The sequence below is a fragment of the Polyangiaceae bacterium genome, from assembly GCA_015075635.1.
Classification (GTDB): Bacteria; Myxococcota_A; Polyangia; order Polyangiales; family Polyangiaceae; genus JADJKB01.
The window spans coordinates 1,450,460-1,471,053 of sequence record JABTUA010000001.1; the positions used below are offsets into that span (position 1 = coordinate 1,450,460).

At 69.2% G+C, this 20,594-nt stretch carries 19 protein-coding genes, 1 tRNA gene and 1 pseudogene; 8 read left to right on the forward strand and 13 right to left on the reverse strand.

Features of this window, described 5'->3' with window-relative positions:
• Nucleotides 1–9: 9 nt before the first annotated feature.
• Nucleotides 10–1,647, reverse strand: coding sequence for a serine/threonine protein kinase (locus HS104_06565; GenBank protein MBE7479636.1), 1,638 nt, complete (start codon nt 1,645–1,647; stop codon nt 10–12).
• Nucleotides 1,644–2,381 (reverse strand): endonuclease/exonuclease/phosphatase family protein, encoded by a 738-nt coding sequence (locus tag HS104_06570; protein ID MBE7479637.1) that lies wholly within the window; start codon nt 2,379–2,381, stop codon nt 1,644–1,646. Before HS104_06570 ends, HS104_06565 begins: the two co-directional genes overlap by 4 nt.
• A gap of 67 nt (nt 2,382–2,448) precedes the next feature.
• Here HS104_06570 and HS104_06575 point away from each other — a divergent pair, with 67 nt between their 5' ends.
• A complete protein-coding gene (locus HS104_06575) occupies nt 2,449–3,681 on the forward strand; it encodes a serine/threonine protein kinase (GenBank protein MBE7479638.1) in 1,233 nt (410 codons plus the stop codon).
• Between the two features lie 3 nt (nt 3,682–3,684).
• Here the strand turns inward: HS104_06575 and HS104_06580 are convergent, their stop codons facing one another.
• Complete coding sequence (locus HS104_06580; protein MBE7479639.1) at nt 3,685–4,551, reverse strand: hypothetical protein; 867 nt, start codon at nt 4,549–4,551, stop codon at nt 3,685–3,687.
• Nucleotides 4,552–4,655: 104 nt separating this feature from the next.
• On the opposite strand from HS104_06580, the gene frr reads away from it, so the two are divergent.
• Nucleotides 4,656–5,213, forward strand: a complete 558-nt coding sequence (gene frr / locus HS104_06585; protein ID MBE7479640.1) for a ribosome recycling factor — start codon at nt 4,656–4,658, stop codon at nt 5,211–5,213.
• A gap of 47 nt (nt 5,214–5,260) precedes the next feature.
• Entirely contained in the window at nt 5,261–6,169 is a 909-nt protein-coding gene (locus HS104_06590) for a Stp1/IreP family PP2C-type Ser/Thr phosphatase (protein MBE7479641.1), read from the forward strand.
• Between the two features lie 8 nt (nt 6,170–6,177).
• On the opposite strand, the gene HS104_06595 is transcribed toward HS104_06590, so the two are convergent.
• The 4 genes from HS104_06595 to HS104_06610 all read right to left on the reverse strand — a co-directional run bounded on the left by HS104_06595 (nt 6,178) and on the right by HS104_06610 (nt 9,502).
• Nucleotides 6,178–6,750 carry a hypothetical protein gene (locus HS104_06595; GenBank protein MBE7479642.1) on the reverse strand — a complete coding sequence of 191 codons (573 nt, stop codon included), beginning with the start codon at nt 6,748–6,750 and terminating at the stop codon, nt 6,178–6,180.
• Nucleotides 6,751–6,823: 73 nt separating this feature from the next.
• Complete coding sequence (locus HS104_06600; protein ID MBE7479643.1) at nt 6,824–7,984, reverse strand: PLP-dependent transferase; 1,161 nt, start codon at nt 7,982–7,984, stop codon at nt 6,824–6,826.
• A gap of 320 nt (nt 7,985–8,304) precedes the next feature.
• Nucleotides 8,305–8,376: transfer RNA gene (locus HS104_06605), tRNA-His, on the reverse strand.
• A gap of 97 nt (nt 8,377–8,473) precedes the next feature.
• Nucleotides 8,474–9,502 (reverse strand): histone deacetylase, encoded by a 1,029-nt coding sequence (locus HS104_06610; protein MBE7479644.1) that lies wholly within the window; start codon nt 9,500–9,502, stop codon nt 8,474–8,476.
• 105 nt (nt 9,503–9,607) lie between these two features.
• Between HS104_06610 and HS104_06615 the strand changes: the two genes are divergently transcribed.
• Nucleotides 9,608–10,810, forward strand: a complete 1,203-nt coding sequence (locus tag HS104_06615; protein ID MBE7479645.1) for a hypothetical protein — start codon at nt 9,608–9,610, stop codon at nt 10,808–10,810.
• A gap of 104 nt (nt 10,811–10,914) precedes the next feature.
• The gene (locus HS104_06620) at nt 10,915–11,667 is read left to right on the forward strand and encodes a HEAT repeat domain-containing protein (protein MBE7479646.1); all 753 of its coding nucleotides are present in this window, start codon (nt 10,915–10,917) and stop codon (nt 11,665–11,667) included.
• Between the two features lie 268 nt (nt 11,668–11,935).
• Here the strand turns inward: HS104_06620 and HS104_06625 are convergent, their stop codons facing one another.
• From HS104_06625 to HS104_06640, 4 genes are all read right to left on the reverse strand, one after another.
• Nucleotides 11,936–12,736: a hypothetical protein gene (locus HS104_06625; protein ID MBE7479647.1), complete on the reverse strand. Its 801-nt coding sequence runs from the start codon at nt 12,734–12,736 to the stop codon at nt 11,936–11,938.
• Between the two features lie 86 nt (nt 12,737–12,822).
• Complete coding sequence (locus tag HS104_06630) at nt 12,823–13,806, reverse strand: outer membrane beta-barrel domain-containing protein (protein MBE7479648.1); 984 nt, start codon at nt 13,804–13,806, stop codon at nt 12,823–12,825.
• Nucleotides 13,807–13,981: 175 nt separating this feature from the next.
• On the reverse strand, nt 13,982–15,232 hold the full coding sequence (ftsY, locus tag HS104_06635; protein ID MBE7479649.1) for a signal recognition particle-docking protein FtsY: 1,251 nt from the start codon (nt 15,230–15,232) through the stop codon (nt 13,982–13,984).
• 61 nt (nt 15,233–15,293) lie between these two features.
• Entirely contained in the window at nt 15,294–17,021 is a 1,728-nt protein-coding gene (locus HS104_06640; protein MBE7479650.1) for a carboxypeptidase regulatory-like domain-containing protein, read from the reverse strand.
• A 141-nt stretch (nt 17,022–17,162) separates the two neighbouring features.
• Here HS104_06640 and HS104_06645 point away from each other — a divergent pair, with 141 nt between their 5' ends.
• Both HS104_06645 and HS104_06650 read left to right on the forward strand, forming a co-directional pair.
• Entirely contained in the window at nt 17,163–17,972 is an 810-nt protein-coding gene (locus tag HS104_06645) for a HEAT repeat domain-containing protein (protein MBE7479651.1), read from the forward strand.
• Nucleotides 17,973–18,098: 126 nt separating this feature from the next.
• Complete coding sequence (locus HS104_06650) at nt 18,099–18,887, forward strand: HAMP domain-containing protein (GenBank protein ID MBE7479652.1); 789 nt, start codon at nt 18,099–18,101, stop codon at nt 18,885–18,887.
• A gap of 24 nt (nt 18,888–18,911) precedes the next feature.
• Here HS104_06650 and HS104_06655 read toward each other — a convergent pair whose 3' ends face one another.
• The gene (locus HS104_06655; protein ID MBE7479653.1) at nt 18,912–19,307 is read right to left on the reverse strand and encodes a YraN family protein; all 396 of its coding nucleotides are present in this window, start codon (nt 19,305–19,307) and stop codon (nt 18,912–18,914) included.
• Entirely contained in the window at nt 19,282–19,956 is a 675-nt protein-coding gene (locus tag HS104_06660) for a hypothetical protein (GenBank protein MBE7479654.1), read from the reverse strand. The genes HS104_06655 and HS104_06660 overlap by 26 nt, the downstream gene beginning before the upstream one ends.
• Nucleotides 19,957–20,480: 524 nt before the next feature.
• Between HS104_06660 and HS104_06665 the strand changes: the two are divergent.
• A pseudogene (locus HS104_06665) lies at nt 20,481–20,549 on the forward strand (histone).
• Nucleotides 20,550–20,594 lie beyond the last annotated feature (45 nt).

Here is a 20,594-nt window from a genome sequence, read left to right on the forward strand (position 1 = left end):
CGATCAACCTCACTCCGGGGTCTGGACCACCTTGCAGGTCGTCCCATCCACGCTCCGCCGGAGCTCGGGGCGTCCGGCTGCCTCGACCCGCCAGCGTGCCGCACCGGGGGTCGTTCCGTAGCCGAAGCTCAGGGGCAGCTCGGGAGGCACACCGGCGGCCGCGACAGCTCTCCAAATCTCCAGGACGGAGCAGGTCGGCCGGGCCACGGGCTTGCCGCGGGGCGGCATCGAGTGGCGGATGGCGCTGAGCCCCTTGTCTTCCGCCGTCACCTCGACCCAGCCGGCCTTCCCGCCGTCGAGGCCGTACTGGAACGCGAAATAGACCAGGCCGCCGTTGGTGACATCGACCCAGCCGCCGACCACCGGGTCCACCTCGATGCTCACCAGCTCCGCCCCGGGCTCGATCTCGGCGGCGAGCTTCGCGGCCTGGGGCAGGAGCGTGACCGGATCGACGCGCTTCGGGTCGTAGTCCAGGCGGACCTCGCGCCGGTCTGCCCCGAGCAGCCAGCCCGTCGTGGCGCCCAGCATTCCGCTCAGGACCGCCGCAATCAGCGCGACGCTCGCCACGATCACCAGCCCGGCGGCGATGGCCCAGCGCGGCGTTCGCGCGCGGCTCGGGCGCACCGACTCCCGGAGCGCCGGGTCGTCCAGCGTCGGCTCGAGGATGGGTCGGGCCTTGGCCTCGGGGACCGCCGCGAAGGGCACCGTCGCGGCCTGCGCCGCCGCGGCCGGCTCGGGCGGCGGCGGCGACGACGCGCGGGCGAGGCGCGCGGCGCGCTCTCGGGCGCTCGGTGGTCCCACCTCGGCGAGCGCTCGAGCCAGATCGACCACGCTCGCGAAGCGCTCCTCGGGGTTCACCCGCAGGCAGCGCTCGACGGCCTCGACGAGCGCTGCCGGGAGCCCGGGCCGGAGCTCGGCGAGGGCCGGGCGCTTGCCCGCGAGCATCGCCTCCATCAGCTGCTCGAGCCCTTCGGCCGCGAAGGGCGGCTTGTCGGTGAGCAGACGGAACGCGATGGCGCCCAACGCCCAGATGTCCGTGCGGGCATCGACGCTGCGGGGCGCGCGCAGCTGCTCCGGCGACATGTAGCGGGGCGAGCCGAGCACGGCGAAGTCGGCGGTCAGGCGCGTGCCGCCGATCGACTTCGCGATGCCGAAGTCCAGCACCTTCACCTGCGTGGTGCCGTCGGTCCGTCGCGCCAGGAACAGGTTGGCGGGCTTCAGGTCGCGGTGCACCAGGCCGGTCGCGTGCGCCTCGGCCAGGCCCGCGCAGGCCTGGACCAGGTAGTCCGCCACTTCGTCCGGGGGCAGCGGTCCGCGCCGGCGCAAGCTCGCGGACAGATCCTCGCCGTCCAGGTACTCCATGACCATGTAGGGCGTGCCCTGCGGCAGGCGTCCGACGTCGGTCACGCGCACCACGTGCTCGCCGCCGAGCTTCGCCAACGCGCGAGCCTCGCGGGTGAAGCGCTGCACGGCCTCGTCACCTTCGAGCACGCCTTCCTTGAGCAGCTTGATCGCGACGCGCTGATCGAGCTCGAGGTGGCGCGCCTGCACCACGACGCCCATGCCTCCGCGACCCAGCAGGCGTTCGACCTCGAATTTGTCGTCGATCACCTGACCCGGTGTGACGATGTCCGGCGCGTCGGTCATGCCGACAGTCCTTCGAGCGCGAGGTCCGCGTAGAGCGGCAGGTGGTCCGAGGCCGACTCGGAGAGCACGGTGCGGGAGACCGCGGCGTGGACCACGACCGCGTCGCCGCGCACGAACACGCCGTCGAGCGGGCGGATCGGGAGCCAGGCTGGGAACGTGCTCCAGAGCCGCCCCGCTCGGCGGAACCCGGCGGGCTCGATGAGCCGCGGTCCGAGCGTGCCCCAGAGATCGTTCAGATCTCCGCCGAGCACCACCGGCGTGCGCCGGTGCAGGCCGCGGAACGGATCCGACGACAGGAAGCGCTCGAGCTGGCGGTCGCGCTCGGAGCCGGCGAGGCCGAGGTGCATGCAGCACACCACCACCGAGCGCGCGTGCCGTCCCAGGCGCAGCCGGGCTCGGGCCGAGAGCGCCCCGCGCTTCTTGCGCGTGCCGATCGTCAGATCGAGCTCACTCACGTCGTGCAGCGGCCAGCGGCTCAGGATGGCGTTGCCGTAGCCGCCGCGGGTGAAGCGATGCTGGGGTGAGAACGCGGCGTGGCGCATGCCGAGCTCGGCGCCGAGCAACCCGAGCTGCTCATGATGGCGCGCGCGCGGCAGATCCTGCGCGACCTCCTGCAAGAGGGCGATGTCGGGCGCGATCTCGCGCAGCGCCCCGGCCACGCGTTCGATTCGGTAGAGCCGGTCGAGCCCCCCGATCCCCTTGTGGATGTTCCACGTGACGACTCGAAATCGCATCTTCTCTCGGGCTGGCACCCGCCGACGGGGATAGCGTAAGCTAACCGCGGCCGGTTCTCTCCCCTCCATGACCACCGCACCTCCGCCCAACCTCGAGGGGACCGTCGTCGGCGGGCGCTACACGGTGGAGCGCGTCATCGGCCAGGGCGGCATGGGCTCGGTCTGGCTGGGCCGGCACGTCTCGCTCGGGCACCCGGTGGCGATCAAGTTCGTGCACCCGAAGCTCGCCAAGAGCTCGGAGGCGCGCCGCCGGTTCGAGGTCGAGGCCAAGGCGGCCGCCCGCATCAACAGCCGGCACGCCGTGAAGGTCCACGACCACGGCGTGACCGAGGACGGTCATCCCTACATCGTGATGGAGTACCTGGAGGGTGAGCCCCTCGAGCGGGCGATCAAGACCCGCGGACCGCTGCTCCTGCCGGAGGTGACGACCATCGTCACCCAGGTCGCCCGCGCCCTCGAGGCAGCCCACGAGGCCGGCGTCGTGCACCGCGACCTGAAGCCCGACAACATCTTCCTGGCCCGGGATCCCGAAGCGGGGAGGCTCGGCTACACGGTCAAGGTCGTGGACTTCGGCATCGCGAAGCTGGCACACGACGAGCACAAAGTCGAAGGCGGGACGCAGGCCGGAGCGCTGCTCGGGACCCCGCACTACATGAGCCCGGAGGCGCTGACCTCGTCGCATCCGGTAGGCCCGCCCTCCGACGTCTGGTCGCTGGGCGCCTGCGCCTTCTCCGCGCTCTGCGGCAGCCCACCCTTCGGCGGCGACGTCATCGGCGAGGTCGTGCTCAAGGTCTGCTCGGCGCCGATGCCGGTCCCGTCGAAGGTCAACTCCAACGTCCCCCGGGAGTTCGACACCTGGTTCATGCGCGCCTGCGCCCGCGTGCCGGCCCAACGCTTCCAGAGCGCGCGTGAGGCGGCGGTCGCCCTGCAGCAGCTGAGTCAGTGGGCACAGGAGAGCCGCGAGCAAGTCAGCTACGCCGTGCGTCCCACTCAGCCCAGCACCCTCGAGCTCGAGCTCGAGGAGATGCAACCCCAAGGCGGAAGGGGCAAGGTGCTCGCGGGCGTGCTGGTGGGCCTCGCGCTCGCCATCGGCGGTCTGGGCCTGTACACGGCGCACGTCACGCGTCAGGCGAACCTCGCGGTCACCGAGACGGCGGCCAGCGCAGCCGCGGTGGTGGACGACGTGAACAAGAAGAAGCTCGAGGAGGCCGACAAGGCATTCTGGGATGCCCAGGCGCCCGAGGACGCGGCGCCTGCCCCGAGCGCGTCGGCGGAGAAGAAGCCACCCAAGAAGAAGTGAACGTCAGCGGTGGAAGTTCTGGACTAGCCAGACACTGCCGTCCGACGCCACGAAGAACCCGCACGAGAGCGCGGTGTAGCTGGCGTCCATGATGTTGTTGTGGTGCCCGTGCGCCGGTCCGGCGCCGGGACCCTCGTCGAACATCGCCTTGATGCAGGTGTCCACGACCACGTCCGTGGAGCCCTTCCAACCGGGACACTCGTTCTGCGCGAGCTCGCCACATTTGCCGAAAGAGCCGTGGGGCGTCTTGCTGGTCGCGTCGGACTGCGCCTGGCCGTCGGCGCAGCTCGACGACTGCGTGCGCAGCGACAGCGCCGGCAGGTTCTTGGTGGCGCGATACTCGTTGGTGCGCTTCAGGCAGCGCTCGCGGGCGGCGGCGAAGCTGTCGGGCGGCGGCGCCGGGGGCGCGGTCGGCGCAGGCGTGGGCGCCGGCGCGGGCGCCGGGGCAGGCGCAGGTGCCGTCGGTGTCGGGGCAGGGGCGGGCGCCATGCTCGGCAGGCAGGTCATGCCGACGGGCGTGCTCGCGCAGGTTGCGCCGGGCTTGCAGTCGGTCTCGCGCCGGCAGCCACCGCAGCGTCCGCCCAGGCAGCGCCCGAAGGGGCAGATGAAGTCCGCGTCCGAGCTGCACGGCAGGCCGGCGGCGGCCGCGGGGCCGTCCGGCGCGGCCGGGGTCGGGCTGGTTGGCGCGGTGGCGGGCGGCGGCGCGGTCGGCTCAGCCGTCGGGCCTGGCGCTGGCCCGTAGCTCGGCGGCGGGTAGCCGGTGGCAGCCCCGCCCGTCGGGTAGCGGGGTGGGCTTTCCTCGCGCTTGCAGGCCTGGGCGAGCACCAAGACGGCCAAGGAAGCGGCGACGGCGTGGCGGATCCGCGGCATGTCGGGCAAGAGTCTAGCGCGGTGCGGCGGCGCCCGAAACGCCTCTCGCGGTGCCTGGGGTCGGGTGTTATGGTCCGCGCCGCTCACGAGGTTCGACCATGGCAATGATTGACGACACGCTGGGTGAGCTGAAATCCGGGATCGAGAAGGCCAAGGAGGCCCTCAAGCGCGAGCTCGGCAAGCTCCGGACGGGGCGCGCCCACGCCGGGATGGTCGACTCGATTCGAGTCGACTACTACGGCCAGAGCACGCCCATCCCCCAGATGGCGACGGTCAGCGTCCCGGAGCCGCGCCTCATCACCGTCAAGCCCTGGGACAAGTCCCAGGCCCAGGTCATCGAGAAGGCCTTGCGCGAGTCGGATCTGGGGCTCAATCCGCAGACCGACGGCGATCTGATCCGGATCCCCATCCCGCCCTTGTCCGAGGAACGCCGGAAGGACCTGGTCAAGGTCGCCAAGAAGCACGGCGAGGAGTGCAAGGTCGCCATCCGAAAGACCCGGCACGAGGCGCTCGACATGCTGAACGAGCTGAAGGACGCTGGCGAGGCCAGCGAGGACGAGGTCGAGCGGGGCAAGAAGAAGGCCGAGGAAATCGTGCACGAAGCAGCGGCCTCCGTCGATCAGATCATCGCCGGCAAAGAGAAGGAAATCCTCGCGGTCTAGCGTGCTTGACATCGGAAACACACAACGGGAAGATTTCAGTAGGCCGAATGACGAAGCTCCGCGCACTTGCGGCTGGGATCAGCGACGTGGGGCTCCAGCGCGACCACAACGAGGATAGCTTTGCCATCCTCAACGATCAGGAGCTCTACGTCGTCGCCGACGGGATGGGCGGGCATCGGGCCGGGGACGTGGCCAGCCGACTCGCTACGGACTCGATGGTGGAGTTCTTCCGCGCCACGGCTGCGGAGGACGTGACGTGGCCGTTCCACTTCGACTCCCGGCTCTCGGAAGAAGAGAATCGGCTGCTCACCGGCATCCGCATCGCGAATCGTCAGATCATCGAGCGCAGCCTGCGTTCGCGCGAGTGTCACGGCATGGGGACCACGATAGTGGGCGCCCTGTTCAGCCCGACGAAGAGCAAGATGTTCATCGGTCACGTCGGCGACAGCCGCGCGTACCGCGTCCGCGAGGGCAAGATCTCGCAGCTCACCCGCGATCACTCGCTGGTCAACGACTACCTCTTGGCGATGCCCGAGCTGACTGACGAACAGCGCAGCGAGCTGCCGAAGAACGTGATCACGCGCGCCCTCGGCATGCAGGACCACGTCACCGTGGACCTTCAGAGCGACGACGCTCAGGCCGGGGACCTGTACGTGCTGTGCTCCGACGGGCTGTCCGGGATGATCGACGACGGTGAGATTCTCGAAGTCATGAGCGGCAACGCGGACATCGCCGAGGCGTGCCGCCGCCTGGTCGCTCTGGCGAACGAGCACGGCGGCGAGGACAACATCACCGCGGTCATCGTCAAGATCGAGGAGTCCAACAGCACGATCGAGATGACCGAGCCGACACCCGCCGCGAGCGCCAGCTCGGGCTCCGAGCCCTCACCGGCGGCCGAGCCCGTGCAGGACGAGCCCGCGCCGGGCAGCGAGGGCTCCCGGAGCAGCGAAGCCTGATTTCCCGATCACTTGCAGTGATCGAAGTAGAACCAGCTCAGATCGACGTCGCACAAGATCGACTGGTTGTCCTTCGAGGTGAGCGCCGGGCAGGAGTAAGACGCCCAGATGCTCTCTTCGCCGACGACGAGCGGCGGGGTGTCCACGCGCACGTCGCAAAGCTGGTCGTTGGGGCTGGTGAGGACGTCGGTGGAGTCCGGGTCGTAGACGCTCACCGAGGCCTTGCCGGTGCCGCCTTTGACCACCGAGCCGGTGACCTGGAAGAACACGCCGCCGGAGTTCTCGATCAGGCCGCTGAATTTGATCTCGGAGCCGCTGCCCACGGAGCACGACACGTTGGCGCCGTCCTCGTCGTCCGTGTAAGGCCTGCCCTTGGCGGTCCCTGACGGGCCTACCCCGTTCAGGCCGAGGAAGATCGGGTCGCCTTGGGCCGCACAGGACTTGCCCGCGACCGGCGGTGACACCGCCGAAAGCTGGACGGTCGCGCTACCCGTGGCGGGGGGAGCGGCCGGGTCGCTACAGCCCAGCACCGCCAATATTGAGCCCACCGCCGCGCCCGCACTCCAGCCTCGAAGCATCATGTTCGTCCTTCCGGGTCTGACCCCGTCCCATGTTTAGCAAGAAGCGGGCGCTGCGAGCAAACGGCAGGCGCCCCTAGCGCATGGCCGCGAGGCCCATTTGCAGGTCATTCCACAGGTCCTCCACGTCCTCGAGGCCCACCGATAGCCGCACCAGGCTGTCCGAAATGCCCACGCTGCGCCGCACTTCGGCAGGGATGGAGGCGTGGGTCATGATCGCGGGGTGCTCCGCCAGGGACTCCACGCCGCCCAGGCTCTCGGCGAGAGTGAAGATGCGGAGCGCGCTCAGGAAACGGCGCGACTCATCGACGCCTCCGTCGAGCTCCAGGCTGATCATCCCGCCGCCCCCGGCCATCTGCGCCTGGCAGAGCGCGTGGTCGGGGTGAGTGGGCAGGCCCGGGTAGTGGACGACTCGGACGCCCTTCGCCTCGGTGAGGCGCCGCGCCAGCTCCGAGGCGCTCTTCACGTGCTGGCGCATGCGCACCGGCAGGGTCTTGAGCCCGCGCAGCACCAGGTAGCAGTCCATGGGGCTCGGCACGGCGCCGATGGCGTTCTGCAGGAAGCGGATGCGCTCGGCCAGGGGCTCGTCGCTCGTGACCAATGCGCCGCCGACGACGTCGGAGTGCCCGTTGATGTACTTGGTCGTGGAGTGCATCACGACCGTGGCGCCGAGCTCGAGCGGTCGCTGCAACATCGGCGACGCGAACGTGTTGTCCACCACCAGGGGCAGTCCGCGGCCCTTGGCGATGCCGGCGATCTTGCGGATGTCGAACAGCTTCAGCAGTGGGTTGGTGGGAGTCTCCATCCAGACCAGTCGGGTCTTGTCGCTGATGGCGGCCTCGAGCCGATCGAGGTGGCGCATGTCGAGGAAGGTGGTCTCGACACCCATCGGCGCGAGCACCTTGTCGAACAGCCGGAACGTCCCTCCGTAGACGTCGTCCCCGGAGATCACGTGATCCCCCGGGCGCAACGTGTGAAGCAGGGTGAGCGTCGCGGCGCTGCCGCTGCCGAAGGCGAAGCCGTGCCGCCCGCCTTCCAGAGCCGCGATGCAGGCCTCGAGCGCCTCGCGCGTGGGGTTGCCGCTGCGCGAGTACTCGAAGCGTTTGGGCTTGCCGGGCTCTGCCTGCGCGAAGGTGCTCGAGAGCACGATGGGCTGCATCACCGCAGCGTGGGATGGGTCGGGCTCCTGCCCGGCGTGGATGGCGAGGGTATCGAGGGAGCGGGAGACGACGGCCATGGCGGGCGCATATCACAGCCAGCAGATCCTCACAGCTGGCTGCGCTTGATCCGGGGTCGCCCACTTGCACGGGAGCCCGAGGAAACGGGGACGGGGACGGGGACGGGAAGAACGCCCCGGTCAGCCGCCGCGAAGCGGCGAGGCCGCGCGAGCGGCCCCCGGGATCACATCGGGGGTCTTGGCCAGATCAGATCTCGATCAGCCACGGAGGCCCAGACGCCCGAGACTACTGGCGAGGCCAGCGCGGTCTGGCGGCGGAGCGGAAGAGTCGCCAGACGCGTCCAGTGGCGCGACGAGAAATGAGAAACCGAGAATCCTCGGGTGAGTGACGGGAATTGAACCCGCGACACCTGGAGCCACAATCCAGTGCTCTACCACTGAGCTACACCCACCGTGTCCGGGTGGACAGCGCCCGCGAAGGCCGAGCGCGCCGGGAGGTGTAGTCCACGCCGCCGGGGGTCGGCAAGGCGGAGTTTCGATTGGGGCAGGCTAGAGCCGCCAGAACTGCCTCTGCTGGGCCACGACGGCCTCGAGCTCGCGGGCGTGTCGAGGCGACGGGGCCTTTGGCGGGCCGGCGTCCGCGGGCGCGTCCTCGAGCGCCGCGAGGGTCGCGGCCAGCGAGTCCGACAACGCTCGGAGGTCGTAGCCGCCCTCGAGCACCAGGCACAAGCGCCCGACGTCACCGTGGGGCAGGGCTCGGGCGACGCGGCCCAACATCCGGGCGTAGCCCTCTTCGCTCAGCGCCATCCCAGCGAGCGGATCGCGGCGGTGAGCGTCGAAGCCCGCGCTGATCAGCACCAGCCCGGGGTCGTACTGCTCGACGATCGGCGAGATCACCCGGTCGAAGGCCGCGACGTAGACGTCGTCGTCGGCTCCCTGGGACAGCGGCACGTTGACCGTGAATCCGACTCCGTCCCCGCGCCCCACTTCGCTCACGGCGCCGGTGCCCGGGTAGAACGGGTACTGGTGCAGGGACACGTAGACCACGCTCGGATCGTCGTAGAAGATCTCTTGCGTGCCGTTGCCGTGGTGAACGTCCCAGTCCAGAATCAGCACCCGCTCGATCCCGCGGGACCGGGCGTGCGCCGCCGCGACGGCGACGTTGTTCAGCAGGCAGAAGCCCATTGCAGCGTTGGGCCGGGCGTGGTGCCCGGGTGGCCGAACCAGCCCGAGGCCGTAGCGGGCCCGGCCCTCCGCGAGCGCGTCGACCAGAGCCACCGCACCGCCTGCCGCCCGCCGGGCGGCAGCCACCGAGGCCGGGCTGAAGAAGGTGTCCGCGTCCAGGTAGCCAGCCTTGCCGGCCGCCTGGCCGAGGCGGGCGAGGTAGCCCGGCCCGTGCACCCGGCCCAGCTCCTCGTCGCAGGCATCCCGTGGGCGCAGGGTCTCGGTGCCGAGCGCCAGGTGGGCGCGGGCCAAGCCGGCCCGAGCGGCGTCGAGGCGCTCGGAGCGCTCCGGGTGGCCTGCCGGCGCCTCGTGCTCGGCGAACAGCGGGTCGTCCACGAGGGCCAGCGCGTTCATGGCTTTCACCTGCGACGACGAGAATGATAGCCTCGCGCGGCGCTGTGCGTGAGGGGCTGGGGTCCGAGCTCGAAGCTCGGCCTCGGACCGTCGAAGGGACACACCATGCGGTGGAAGATCATCGTCGTCAACGCGGGAATCGTCGCTATCGTCGGGATCCTGAGCTACGTGCTCCTGGCTGCGTCGCTCGGCGACGTGGTCGCCAACCCAGCCAAGCGCAAGACCGAGGTCTCTCAGGCCCTGCGGGCTGCCGCCGCCCAGCTCGCGCTCGACGGCGCCCGGATCGAGCGCTGGCTCGACTCGCGGACCGCTACCGAGAGCGTCAAAGGCGTGTACGCCGCCGGGACGCCGGAGGCGCGCCAGCAGGCGGCCACGGCCGCGGCCAACAAGATCCGCGACGAGGCGGTCGCCGACGCGACCTTCGCCAAGATGGCGCCGTCCGTGGTCGTCTTCGTGGACAAGCAGGCGGTGGCCATCGGCCGCAACGGTTCGAACCTGATGCGCGGCGACAAGCTGGGCGAGGCCTACCCTTCGCTGGTGGCGGCCCTGACCAGCGGTAACACCGCCAGCGACGTCTGGCTCAACCGCGAGCGCCAGGAGCAGGTCCTGGCGTCCTACGCCCCCATCCGCGGCGACGACGGTGCGGTCATCGGCGCGCTGGTCCTGGGGACGCCCCTCAACGACGACCGCCTCTCGCGTACCAGCGAGCTCACCAGCGGTCAGTTCCTCGCGCTCAGCGTCCCAGGCGGACAGCTCGAGCTGGTGGCCAGCAGCGGCGGCGGCTCGGGCCTGATCGACGCCGTCCGTTCCGGCAACGCGAAGGACTCGGCGCAGAAGGCGCTCGACACGGTGGCCCTCACGGTGACGGATACGGCGGTGGGTGGCTACCTCTACGGCTCCACGCCTCTGGTCGGTTACGGCGACGACAAGCGCGCGGTGCTCACCGCCGCGGTTCCGGCCTCGTTGGTCGGCAGTCTCTCGGGCCTGCTCTGGCCGGTGTTCGGCGTGAGCGCCTTGGGCCTGCTCCTGGTCGGCGTCGGCGGCGCGTTGCTCGGCAACTACTACGAGCGCCCGGTCTCCGAGCTCGAGGAGGGCATCCTCGCCATCATCAACGGCAAGACGGATCTGCGCTTCCAGATCGAGCATCCCGACCTCGGGGGCCTGGTCTTCCGCATCAACTCGCTCTTGAACGCGTTGATGGGAGTGCCCGAGGACACGACCGATGACGAAGGTCGCCCGAGCGTTCCCGCCGAGAACCCCGCGACCTTCGAAGGCGGCGGAGCGCCGCCCGGCCCGCCGAGCCCCTGAGCCGCGAGCTCGCGAGCTCGCGCGCCTGCGCTCGCGCTCGCACGTCCCCGCGTTCCAGGCTATAAGCCTGCCGCCGCGGCGCCACGCCCGGCGAGGTGACTCTGATGGGCTTGTTCGATTTCTTGAGCAAAGGAAAGGGCGACAACAAGGGCGGCGCAGCGCCGACCAAGAGCGACAAGGAGATCGCCCGGCTCGGCAAGCTGGCGTCCCAGAAGCTGGCGCAGAACTACGACCGCCAGGAGGCCATCGAGGAGCTGTCGCGCATGGCCACGGCCGACAGCGCCCGGGCGCTGCTCCGCCGCTTCGACTTCACGATGGAGCCTTCCATCACGGATCAGGAAGAGAAGGAGTCCGCAGCCCGGGGCATCGTCGCCGCTGGCGAGGCAGCGCTCGATCCCATCCGAGACTACTGCCGGAAGGCCGAGAGCTTGACCTGGCCGCTGAAGACGCTGAAGGACATCGTGCCCTCGGACAGCTTCTGCGACGAGCTGCTCGCCGTGCTCGACCTGTTCGACACCGAATACGTCAGGAACCCGGAGCCCAAGATCCAGCTGATTCGCATGCTCGAGGAGTTCAAGAGCGACGAGGTGCGAATCGCCGTCGAGCCGTTCATGACCGACGCCAGCGAGCCGGTGCGCTTCTCGGCGGTGACCACCATCTTCGCCGTGGGCATGGAGGAGAGCGTGCCGGCCTTGGTCGCGGCCCTCGAGGAAGAGGAGTCGTTGCGGGTGAAGAACCGCATCGCGCAGGGGCTCGCGGATCGAGACTGGAGCGTGCCGGAGGAGCTGCGCGAGGTCTGCGAGAGGTCGCTGCCGCCCGGATTCTCCCGAGCCGGTGACAAGATCCGAAAAGACTGAGAGCCGGCGTCCGCCCGGCGGGGGCAGAGCTCGGCGCAGCGACGCGAAGGGGGTCCGCCTGGCGGGGCGGAAGGTCGGCGCAACGACGCGAGGGTGTCCGCCTGGCGGGGCGGAGACGCGGCGCAGTGACGCAACGAAGGAAGCCCGAGTCCTTCGTGCGCTCCAGGGCTGCGTCCTCAGAGCGCTGCTCGACATCGTGGACCCAGAAAACACGAAGAGCGCGGGGCCGAAGCCTCCGCGCTCCTCGAAGCGCCCCCCGCGGTTCCCGCTACTCGCTGACGCGATACTGCTGCGGGAAGTAGAAGTTCCAGGACACCGTCAGGAACTGGTTGAAGCGGAACTGACGGTCCTTGTCGTCGATCTTGTTGTCGGGGAACTCCTGGTCTTTGCCGCCACCCTTGGTGTCGAAGCCACCCGTGTTCCACGAGAAGGGCAGGGCGCGCCACTCGAAGCCGAGGGCGTTCCACTTGTTCGCGTAGAAGGTGAAGCCGAGGCCGAAGGTAGGCGCGACCGCGACGCGGCTCGCCTTGTCGAACTGCAGAGCACAGTCGTTCGCGCAGTCCTTGCGCTCGCTCACGCCGATGAAGGCGGGACCGGCGAAGAAGTACAGGTCCGTGTCCACGTAGATGTTCTGGAACAGCGCCAGCTTGCCGCGGAAGGGCACGCCCGTGATCTGCGGCGCCAGCACCCAATCCATGCCGCCGAGCTGCTCCTTGAAGTCCGGGCCCAGGTTCACCGCTGTCAGGCGGCGATCGGTGGAGTCCGGCGGCTGGGTCGCACGCCGCGCCTCGTTGACGTCCTGGATCTTGTCGCTCAGCCCGGTCGGCATCTTGATGGCGCCGTAGGCGCCGAACGCGCCGATGGCGAGCCAGTCGGTCAGGTTGTAGTTCAGGCGCGCGCCGAACAAGATCTCGCGCTGGTACTCGTCGAGCAGGGTGAACGAGACCGCCGGGGCGACCTCGATGCGCTTCTCGCGGTACAGGCGCAGCTTGCGCACGGCGGGCGCGCCGGCGAGCGGACCGGTGAGCAGGATCTCCTGGGCTTCCGCCCGCTCCGTGACCAAGCCCATCGCCACGAGCGCGGCGAGGCCGGTGAAGAGCTTGCGTAGGGTTGCCGTCGTCTTCATGGTGCTTCCCATCGTTCCTTCCGCGCGCATCACTTCGGCAACCTGTAGTCGAAGGAGAACGGAATGAAGATCGACACGCCCACCTGAGCTTGGACGGCGTTGGTCAGCTTGGACTCGCCGTACCAGTTGGCGTCATCCTGCTGGGCCGCTTGGGTGAGGGGGATCTCGGTGTTCTCGAGCTTGTCGTTGAAGATGTAGTCGCGGACCTCCATCGTCGCCGCGAACCAGCGATTGAAGAAGATGCGGAGCCCGAGCCCGGCGTTGAACGCGATGCGGTTCTCCCACTCGAAGTTGCGGTTGTCGGGGTCGATGACCGGGATGGGCCGCGTGCTGATCGCGCCCACACCGCCGACCACGTAGGCGTCGTAGTGGAAGATGAAGTCGCCGAAGCCGGCGAACTTGCCGTAGGCCGGCACGTAGGTGAAGTTCAGCGCCGCGCCCCAGTTGTACTCCGTGAGCGGCACACCCACGCGCGCCGAGCGACGCACCTGCGAGTTGAACTCGCTGTCGACGTTGAACGGCTGGTAGTAGTTGAAGTTCGCGCCCACCGCGAGCACGTTGGTGATGTAGTAGTTGAGCGCCAGGCCGGGCCCGGGGTGGCTCACGAACTGGTCGTTCAAGCTGAATGACCAGTAGGGGTTCACCTCGAAGCGACGCACGCGCAGCGCGAAGATCTGCTGCACGGCGTAGATCTGCTCTTTGAGAGGCTTCGCAGCCTCCTTGTTCATGTCGATCTTTGGGCAGGCGGCGGGGTCGATCTTGCAGATGTCCCCCAGGTCGCTCTCCGGCTCTTCGCCGCCCGGCTCTTCGCCGCCCTCAGCGGCCTCTCCGGCCTCACCACCCTCGCCTGCGACCTCGGTGCCTTCGCCCGCGGCCTCTTTGCCGGCTTCTTTGCCGGCTTCGGCCGGTGCCGGCTTGTCGCCAGCAGCGGGCTTTTTGCCCTGAGCCCAGGCACCTGCGGGCATTGCGCAGAGCGCAGCCGCAACGAGGAGCCCGACGCGCGTTTTCTTCATCGATGCCTCTTCCGCTTTCCGTGAACGACAACCGCTGCGGAGACTACCGCTACAACGAGCTCTGCAACTACCCAAAATAATTAGCGAAATCCGCCACGCCCGAGTGCCGCGCGACTATATCACGCGCGCTTTTTTGCGATCAACCCCGAAAACTAAAGAGAAAGTCGCGAGCGGCTCAAGCCGCGCTCGCTTCGCTGTCCTGGCCGAGCAACGCCTCCACGAATTCGTCGGGAGAAAAGTCCCTCAGGTCGTCCGGACGCTCGCCGAGCCCCACGAACCGGACGGGCACCCCGAAAGTGTCGCAGATGCCCAGAATCACCCCGCCCTTGGCGGTCCCGTCCAGCTTGGTCAGCACGATCCCGGTAAGCTCGAGCTGCTCCTTGAACTCCTTGGCCTGGGCCAGCGCGTTCTGGCCGTTGGTCGCGTCCACCACCAGGAGCACCTCGTGGGGTGCCCCGGAGAGCGCCTTGTCGGCGGTCTTCGCGATCTTCTTCATCTCGGCCATCAGGTTGGTCTTGGTGTGCAGCCGGCCCGCGGTGTCCGCGAGCACGACGTCCGCGCCGGACTCCTGCGCCTTCTTGATGGCATCGAACACGACGCTGCCCGGGTCGGCGCCGTCTTTGCCGCGCACGACCTCGCAGCCGACGCGCTCCCCCCACACCACGAGCTGCTGCACGGCGGCTGCGCGGAAGGTGTCGGCTGCAGCGAGCACGACCTGCTTGCCGTCGGCTCGTAGCTTCGTCGCGAGCTTGCCGATGGTCGTCGTCTTGCCCGCGCCGTTCACGCCGACCATGAGCACCACGGTCGGGCTGCCGCGCAACGGAAACGCGCCGGCCTTGCCGTCCACGTCGAGGATGCGCTTCGCCTCGTCGCGCACGGCATCCCAGACTCGGGCGGAGTCCAGCAGATCGGCCTTGCTCAGCGTCTCCTTGATGCGCGCGAGCATCGCCTGCGTCGTCGGGACGCCCACGTCGGAGGCGAGCAAGATCTCCTCGATCTCTTCGGCGATCGCCGGGCTGATCTCTTTCTTCCCGCTGATCAGCGCCTTGAGCTTGCCGAAGAAGCCTTCTTCGCTGCGCGACTTCGCCAGCCCCTTGCGCAGCCCTGCCACGTCCCGCGCGTGCGTGAGCGACGGACGCGAGGGCTCCGCCGGCGCCTCCGCTTCGACGGGGATCTCCGCCTCCTGGATCTTCGGCTCCGCACGCTCGCCGGCTTCCGGCTCCTTCGCGGGCTCGGCTTTGGCCGCGGCCTTCTCGGCGGCGGGTCTGGGCTTGGGCTCCTCGCGCTTCTTCGCCGCCTCTTCCTTCTTCTCCGGCAGCTCGCGCTTGGGCGGCGCTTCGAGCTTCTCGGGCTCCGGCTTGCGCAGGAACAGGAAGTAGACGGCGACGAGCGCCACGATCCCGACGAGGACGTAGACGATTTCCATCTGTGGCGCGGGCCTCCGAGGCAGGTGGGCGGCGGACTATAGGGAGGGGGCGTTTGGCCCGTCAACGTCCGGGATCATCAGCGCTCCGCCAGGCTGGCTCCTGCTCCCGAACCCGCTCCTCCACCTCCGCATCCGGAGCCTCCGCGCCGAACGCCGCGCGCTCGACCTCGTTCGCCCAAGCCGCGACGTCCTCGGCTCGGCGCTCCCGGGCCACCGAGGCCACGTGACGCGGTGTGGGGTCCCCCGGCGCCGTCCACGGCTTGCCCATTCTGGTGGCCCACTCGACCAGCCGCCCGAGCAGCGCTCGGCGCCGTGACACGAGGCTCACCTGGAGGTGGCCGTCCGGGGGAAGGTCGCGCACCAGGGTCGAGTGCCAGGGCGCCGAGACCTCGAGCCGAGCGCCCTCCACCCGCTGGACCGGCGCGAGCTCGAACCGACCCGCCTCGTCCGAGACGCTGCGGGCCGCGACGCCGTCCGTCGCGAAGGCTGGTAAGATGATGGTCAGGGTCGCGCCCTCGATGGCGCTCCCCTCGTGCGCGTCCACCACGCGCCCGCGCCAACCGGACTTCTCCGGCAAGATCTCGATCACGTCCAGGGAGGGGCGCCCGGGGGGCAAGCTGACCCGGTCGCGTTCGGGCTTCTCGGTGCGCGGGGGCCGCCACCAGGTCCGGACGACCCAGGCTCCGATGCCGAGCGCGGCGACCACCCAGGGCAGGCGGCGCCAAGGGCTCGGCGGCGAGACCGGAACGCTCAGAGCGAGCGGTTCGCCCGGCAGCCACCAGGGCGCCTCTGGCAGGTAGCGCAGGACGACTGGGACCGAGCCGGAGGCGGGCAGGGGAAACACGGCGACGAGATGCGACGTGCCACCCTGGACCGGCGCGGTCCCGACGCTGTCCTTACCGACTACCACTTCGACGCTGCCCCCGGGCACCGCTCCCACTGCAGAGCCGACGGCCACGTCGAGCTCGAGGCCGGAGCTCGGGTCAGCGGGTTGGATGGCGCCGGCGACCGAGAGCGAGACCCGCACGTTGCGCTGAACCGGGGCGGTGCGCCGGGCAGGCTGGACCGTGTCGGAGCCCGCGAACTCGGCGACCAGAGTCGCGGGGCCGGGCGCGCCGAGGTCTCGGCTCTTGACGATGAGCTCCGCCCGCTCTCCGGAGCTGATCGCCGCCCGGCCGAGCTCCCGACGCGTCCCGTCGCGCTCCTCGAGCACGAGCTTGAGCTGCAGCGCCTCGCTCACGGGCTCCTCGGCCGGCTCCACGCGGGCGTCGATCCACACCGCGTGGGTCTCGCGCTCGAGCGCCAAGAGCGCCGGTGCCGGTGAGAACGAGAGCACCAAGCTGCGCCGAGAGGAGTCCACGTCGAGCTCGATGGCGCTCCTCTCGTGATAGCGGTCGCCTTCGAAGCCGACCTTCAGCGCGGCTCGCCGATCGACGTCGAAGAAGGCGACGCAGAACGAGCCTGCCCCGTCCGTGTCCACCAAGAGCTCGTCGAACGCGGCGTGCAGCTGACCTTGTGTGGTGCTGGCACAGCCCGTCGGCCGGCCGAGGCGTAGGCTCGGGCCGCCGCGTTCCCGGCTGGCATTGATCCGCAAGCGGGCCTGGCCGATGGCGCGACCGGCGTCGTCCTTGATGGCGCCTCGCAGCTCCAGGCGGCCATCGCGGATCAGCGCGCGGGCCTCGAGCTGAGTCGAGCCGCGAACCTGCACCTTCACCGCCAGCGCCGCCGACGCCCAGACCCAGCATGAAAGGGCGAGCAAGAAGCCAGAAAAAGAAGCGGGTACGCGCATGAAGTCGGATGTGGGAGCCGGAGGCCCGAGCATAGCCCCGATTGAAGGAGCGGGTGGCGCGATCCGTCTGAGTAGGTAGAGCGAAATGCGCGAGCGATGCTGACCGCGGGCGAGACTCGGGTCGTGTTAGGCTGCCGGCGAATGTCCCGGGCGGGTCGCCGCATCGTCGTGTCGCTCCTGGCGTGGGCCGTGCTCGCGGTGGCCGCGCCGGCGTGGGCCGAAGACGCCATCGACAAGGCGGCCGACAAGCTCAAGAACGGTGACGACTTCCGCGTGCGCACTCAGGCCGCGCTGTCGCTCGGCGCCTCCAAGTCCAAGCGCGCCGTCGAGCCGCTGTGCGGCGGGCTCGAGGACGAGAACACCACCGTGCGCACCGCGGCGGCGGCGGGCCTCGGCAAGCTGAAGAAGGGCGGGGAAGACTGCCTGGAGAAGCGCCTGGAGGACGAGAGCAACGCGGGCGTCAAGGCGGCGATCAAGAAGGCGCTCGCGGGCCTCAAGGGCGCCAGCGAGCCGGCCATCACCGCCAAGACGAAGGTCTACCTCTTCATCTCCAAGCCGAGCGACAAGACGGGGCGCAGCGGCGACGAGGTCCCGAAGCTGGTGCGCTCCATGATGGTCAAGGCCGCGGGCAGCGAGGACGGCTTCGTGATCGCCCCCGCGGACGAGACCCCGGCGGTCGCGACCAAGCGCCTGGCCAAGTGGAAGGGCCTCAAGGCGTTCATGCTCTCCCCCAAGGTGCTCGAGCCGAAGTACTCGGGCGGCTCGCTCCAGATCAAGATCGACGTGGCCATCTTCACCTATCCCGGCAAGGCGCTGAAGGGGAACATCCCCGTGAAGCTCACGCAGGACGGGGTCTCGGGTCGGGACACCGACAGCGAGGACGACCTGATCAAGATGGCCGCCGAGCGCGCCATCCAGAAGTTCTCCCAGAACATGGAGCGCATCCAGTGAGCGTGGGTGCGGGGGAAGTAGAATCGGGGCAAAAGGCCCAATCTTGCTCGTCGAACGGCGGGCGCCGTACGATGGCGCCTTCGGGCGCCTCGCGCGGTCGTCGAACGGATTGAGGGAAGAACCACCATGGCAGAAGCGGCAACCGCACGGGCACCAGCGGGAGGGCGTCACCAGCGCCGGCTTCGCAACTACCTGCTCGATACGCAATTTCAGCTGAAGTACACCGGCTACCTGGTTGCCATCGCGGTCGTGCTGAGCGCATCGCTGGGCTTCATTCTCTGGCGCACCAGCAACGCGGTGCTCGCCCAGAGCTACTCCACCGTCAACAAGGGCGAGCAGGTCGTCACCTTCGGCAAACAGGTCGTGGAGGAGAGCCGCAAGGTGAGCGCGGTCGTCCAGATGAACATCGTCAAGGACGAGGCCTACCAGGACAACCCCGAGCTGCTCGAGGCCTTCAAGACCGACGCGCAGGCGCAGGACGACCGGCTGAAGAAGCAGCAGGAGCAGCTGGAGTCTCAGGCCGCGAGCCTGAAGCAACAATCCGCCGACATCGCGAGCCAGCAGAGGACGATGATGACGTCGCTCACTGCCGTGCTCCTGCTCCTGGTGTTCGGCATCGGCGTCGCGGGCATCCTGGTCACCCACAAGGTCGCCGGCCCCATCTACAAGATGAAGCGACAGATCCGCGAGGTCGGTGAGGGCAAGCTCAAGATCCCCGGCAAGCTGCGCAAAGGCGACGAGCTGGTGGACTTCTTCGAGGCCTTCAACGACATGGTCGTCAACTGGCGCAAGCGTCAGGAAGACGAGATCGCGCTGCTCGACGCGGCGATGAAGCAGCTCGAGGGCAAGGCCGAAGCGGCGGATCTCGAGCCGCTGAAGAAGCTTCGCTCGGAGATGCAGGGGACGCTGGACTGAGCCGAGGCTCGAGCCGCCAGCTGCTCAGAACGCCGCGACCACGTACTCCACCCTGGGCACGCCCGCCTCGAAGGTGACGCTCGCCACGTCGAAGCGCATGCGATCGACGCTGGCGTCGTGCTTGTAGCGATCGCGCCACAGGCGCTCGCCGGCGCGGCGCACGCGCAGGCGCTTCTTCGAGTCGATGCTGCCGAGCCCGCTGGTCCACGCGCCCGGCCCCCGCGTGCGCACCTCGACCACCACGACCACTCGCCCGTCGCGCGCGACCACGTCGAGCTCGAGCCGCCCGAGGCGCAGGTTCGTGGCGACGACGTCGAAGCCGCGCGCCCTCAGATAGTCGACAACCGCCCGCTCGGCGGCGCTGCCGAGCGCATGCCGATCTGGTTCCGCAGCGCTACGGGTTCTTCCCGTCGTTGCCACAGTTGTTGAGCGCGGCGTTGCACTCCGAGCCACCACCGGTCAAGTTGCTGTTGGAGCCGGACTTGATGCAGTAGTAGCCGGCGAGCTGCGAGGAGCCCAGGCCCAGATCGTCGATCAACTTCTCGCACGAGAAGCCGCTCGGGCAGTCGCAGTAGCGGGCGCCGTCGTCCTTGCTCCCGTCGGCGTTCTTGCAGCGACACGAGCAGTAGACCGAGTCCTGCACGCCTTCGCCGCCGTGCTCCGGCGACGCCGCCGCGGTGCGGCGCACGAGCTGAGCCGGCACCGGCACGTTGATGACGTCCTCCGCCAGCTGCCCGCTCGTGCCCGGGATGCGGCAGCGCTTGGGATCGGTGCCCGCCAGGTTGCCAGTGCACTGCGGGCAGGCCGGGTTGGCGGGAACGTCCGCCTCGGTCTGGCCGTACGGGCAGCTCACGCGACCCTGGAAGTGGTTGACGAGGCAGACGCGCGTCTCGCACTGGAAGGAGCGGCTCTCGACGTTGACCTCGCTGGGGTCGTAGCCGCCGAAGGTCGTCTGGTATTCGTCCTCGGGGATGCAGGGGTCGCCGACGCCGCCGGGCTCGCACGCGAGCGCGCCGAGGCCCATTGCAGCCGCCAGGATCAGCCAACTAGCCGGAATCGAACGTGTCATTGTTGCTCGCCACCTAGTCGCGCTCGGAGAAAGCCCCCGAGCACATTGCTACTTAGTCGACCCACCGCACCGGGACGTGCGTTCGCGAAAAGCTAGTCGAGCGCGGAGAGATCCGTCAACGCGAAAGGGACCCAAGGGTTTTCGTGGCCTCTCGGTCGGACCGAGCGCCGGTCGGCGGCGGCGTCACCCCGGCGATGAGCCGCCCACCGGCTCGTGCCCCGGGGCACGGGACCGAAATCCCTTGTGGTGACGCTTGACAACGCCGCGCGGGGCCACCTAACATCAGCCCGGCCGCGCGTGGTATCTATCGGTTCTCATTGAACTTTTCGATGCCAGCTTCTGGGGGCTCCGAGCAGAGCCGCCGGCGCGTGAGCTATCCGAGCGCCCGAAGTCCCCAACTAAAACGAGGATCCATGTTCCGAAAGCGCCTTGTCGCCACCTGCATCGTGGCCACCGCCGCACTGGGCATCGTCAGCACGAGCAGCGATGCGGTCGCGCAAGAAGTGATCGATCTCGACGAGGAGGCCGCGAAGGCTCCGAAGAAGCCTGCCGGCAAGCCCGCAGCGAAGCCTGCTGCGAAGCCCGCGGCCAAGGGCGACGCGAAGGTCGATCCGAAAGCGGATCCGAAGAAGGGTGAC

What these genes read in the sequence shown, in the direction of transcription:
- HS104_06565 (MBE7479636.1), bottom strand. Translation starts at nt 1,647, where the DNA reads ATGACCGACGCGCCGGACATCGTCACACCGGGTCAGGTGATCGACGAC.
- HS104_06570 (MBE7479637.1), bottom strand. Translation starts at nt 2,381, where the DNA reads ATGCGATTTCGAGTCGTCACGTGGAACATCCACAAGGGGATCGGGGGG.
- HS104_06575 (MBE7479638.1), top strand. Translation starts at nt 2,449, where the DNA reads ATGACCACCGCACCTCCGCCCAACCTCGAGGGGACCGTCGTCGGCGGG.
- HS104_06580 (MBE7479639.1), bottom strand. Translation starts at nt 4,551, where the DNA reads ATGCCGCGGATCCGCCACGCCGTCGCCGCTTCCTTGGCCGTCTTGGTG.
- frr (MBE7479640.1), top strand. Translation starts at nt 4,656, where the DNA reads ATGATTGACGACACGCTGGGTGAGCTGAAATCCGGGATCGAGAAGGCC.
- HS104_06590 (MBE7479641.1), top strand. Translation starts at nt 5,261, where the DNA reads ATGACGAAGCTCCGCGCACTTGCGGCTGGGATCAGCGACGTGGGGCTC.
- HS104_06595 (MBE7479642.1), bottom strand. Translation starts at nt 6,750, where the DNA reads ATGATGCTTCGAGGCTGGAGTGCGGGCGCGGCGGTGGGCTCAATATTG.
- HS104_06600 (MBE7479643.1), bottom strand. Translation starts at nt 7,984, where the DNA reads ATGGCCGTCGTCTCCCGCTCCCTCGATACCCTCGCCATCCACGCCGGG.
- HS104_06610 (MBE7479644.1), bottom strand. Translation starts at nt 9,502, where the DNA reads ATGAACGCGCTGGCCCTCGTGGACGACCCGCTGTTCGCCGAGCACGAG.
- HS104_06615 (MBE7479645.1), top strand. Translation starts at nt 9,608, where the DNA reads ATGCGGTGGAAGATCATCGTCGTCAACGCGGGAATCGTCGCTATCGTC.
- HS104_06620 (MBE7479646.1), top strand. Translation starts at nt 10,915, where the DNA reads ATGGGCTTGTTCGATTTCTTGAGCAAAGGAAAGGGCGACAACAAGGGC.
- HS104_06625 (MBE7479647.1), bottom strand. Translation starts at nt 12,736, where the DNA reads ATGGGCTTGGTCACGGAGCGGGCGGAAGCCCAGGAGATCCTGCTCACC.
- HS104_06630 (MBE7479648.1), bottom strand. Translation starts at nt 13,806, where the DNA reads ATGAAGAAAACGCGCGTCGGGCTCCTCGTTGCGGCTGCGCTCTGCGCA.
- ftsY (MBE7479649.1), bottom strand. Translation starts at nt 15,232, where the DNA reads ATGGAAATCGTCTACGTCCTCGTCGGGATCGTGGCGCTCGTCGCCGTC.
- HS104_06640 (MBE7479650.1), bottom strand. Translation starts at nt 17,021, where the DNA reads ATGCGCGTACCCGCTTCTTTTTCTGGCTTCTTGCTCGCCCTTTCATGC.
- HS104_06645 (MBE7479651.1), top strand. Translation starts at nt 17,163, where the DNA reads ATGTCCCGGGCGGGTCGCCGCATCGTCGTGTCGCTCCTGGCGTGGGCC.
- HS104_06650 (MBE7479652.1), top strand. Translation starts at nt 18,099, where the DNA reads ATGGCAGAAGCGGCAACCGCACGGGCACCAGCGGGAGGGCGTCACCAG.
- HS104_06660 (MBE7479654.1), bottom strand. Translation starts at nt 19,956, where the DNA reads ATGACACGTTCGATTCCGGCTAGTTGGCTGATCCTGGCGGCTGCAATG.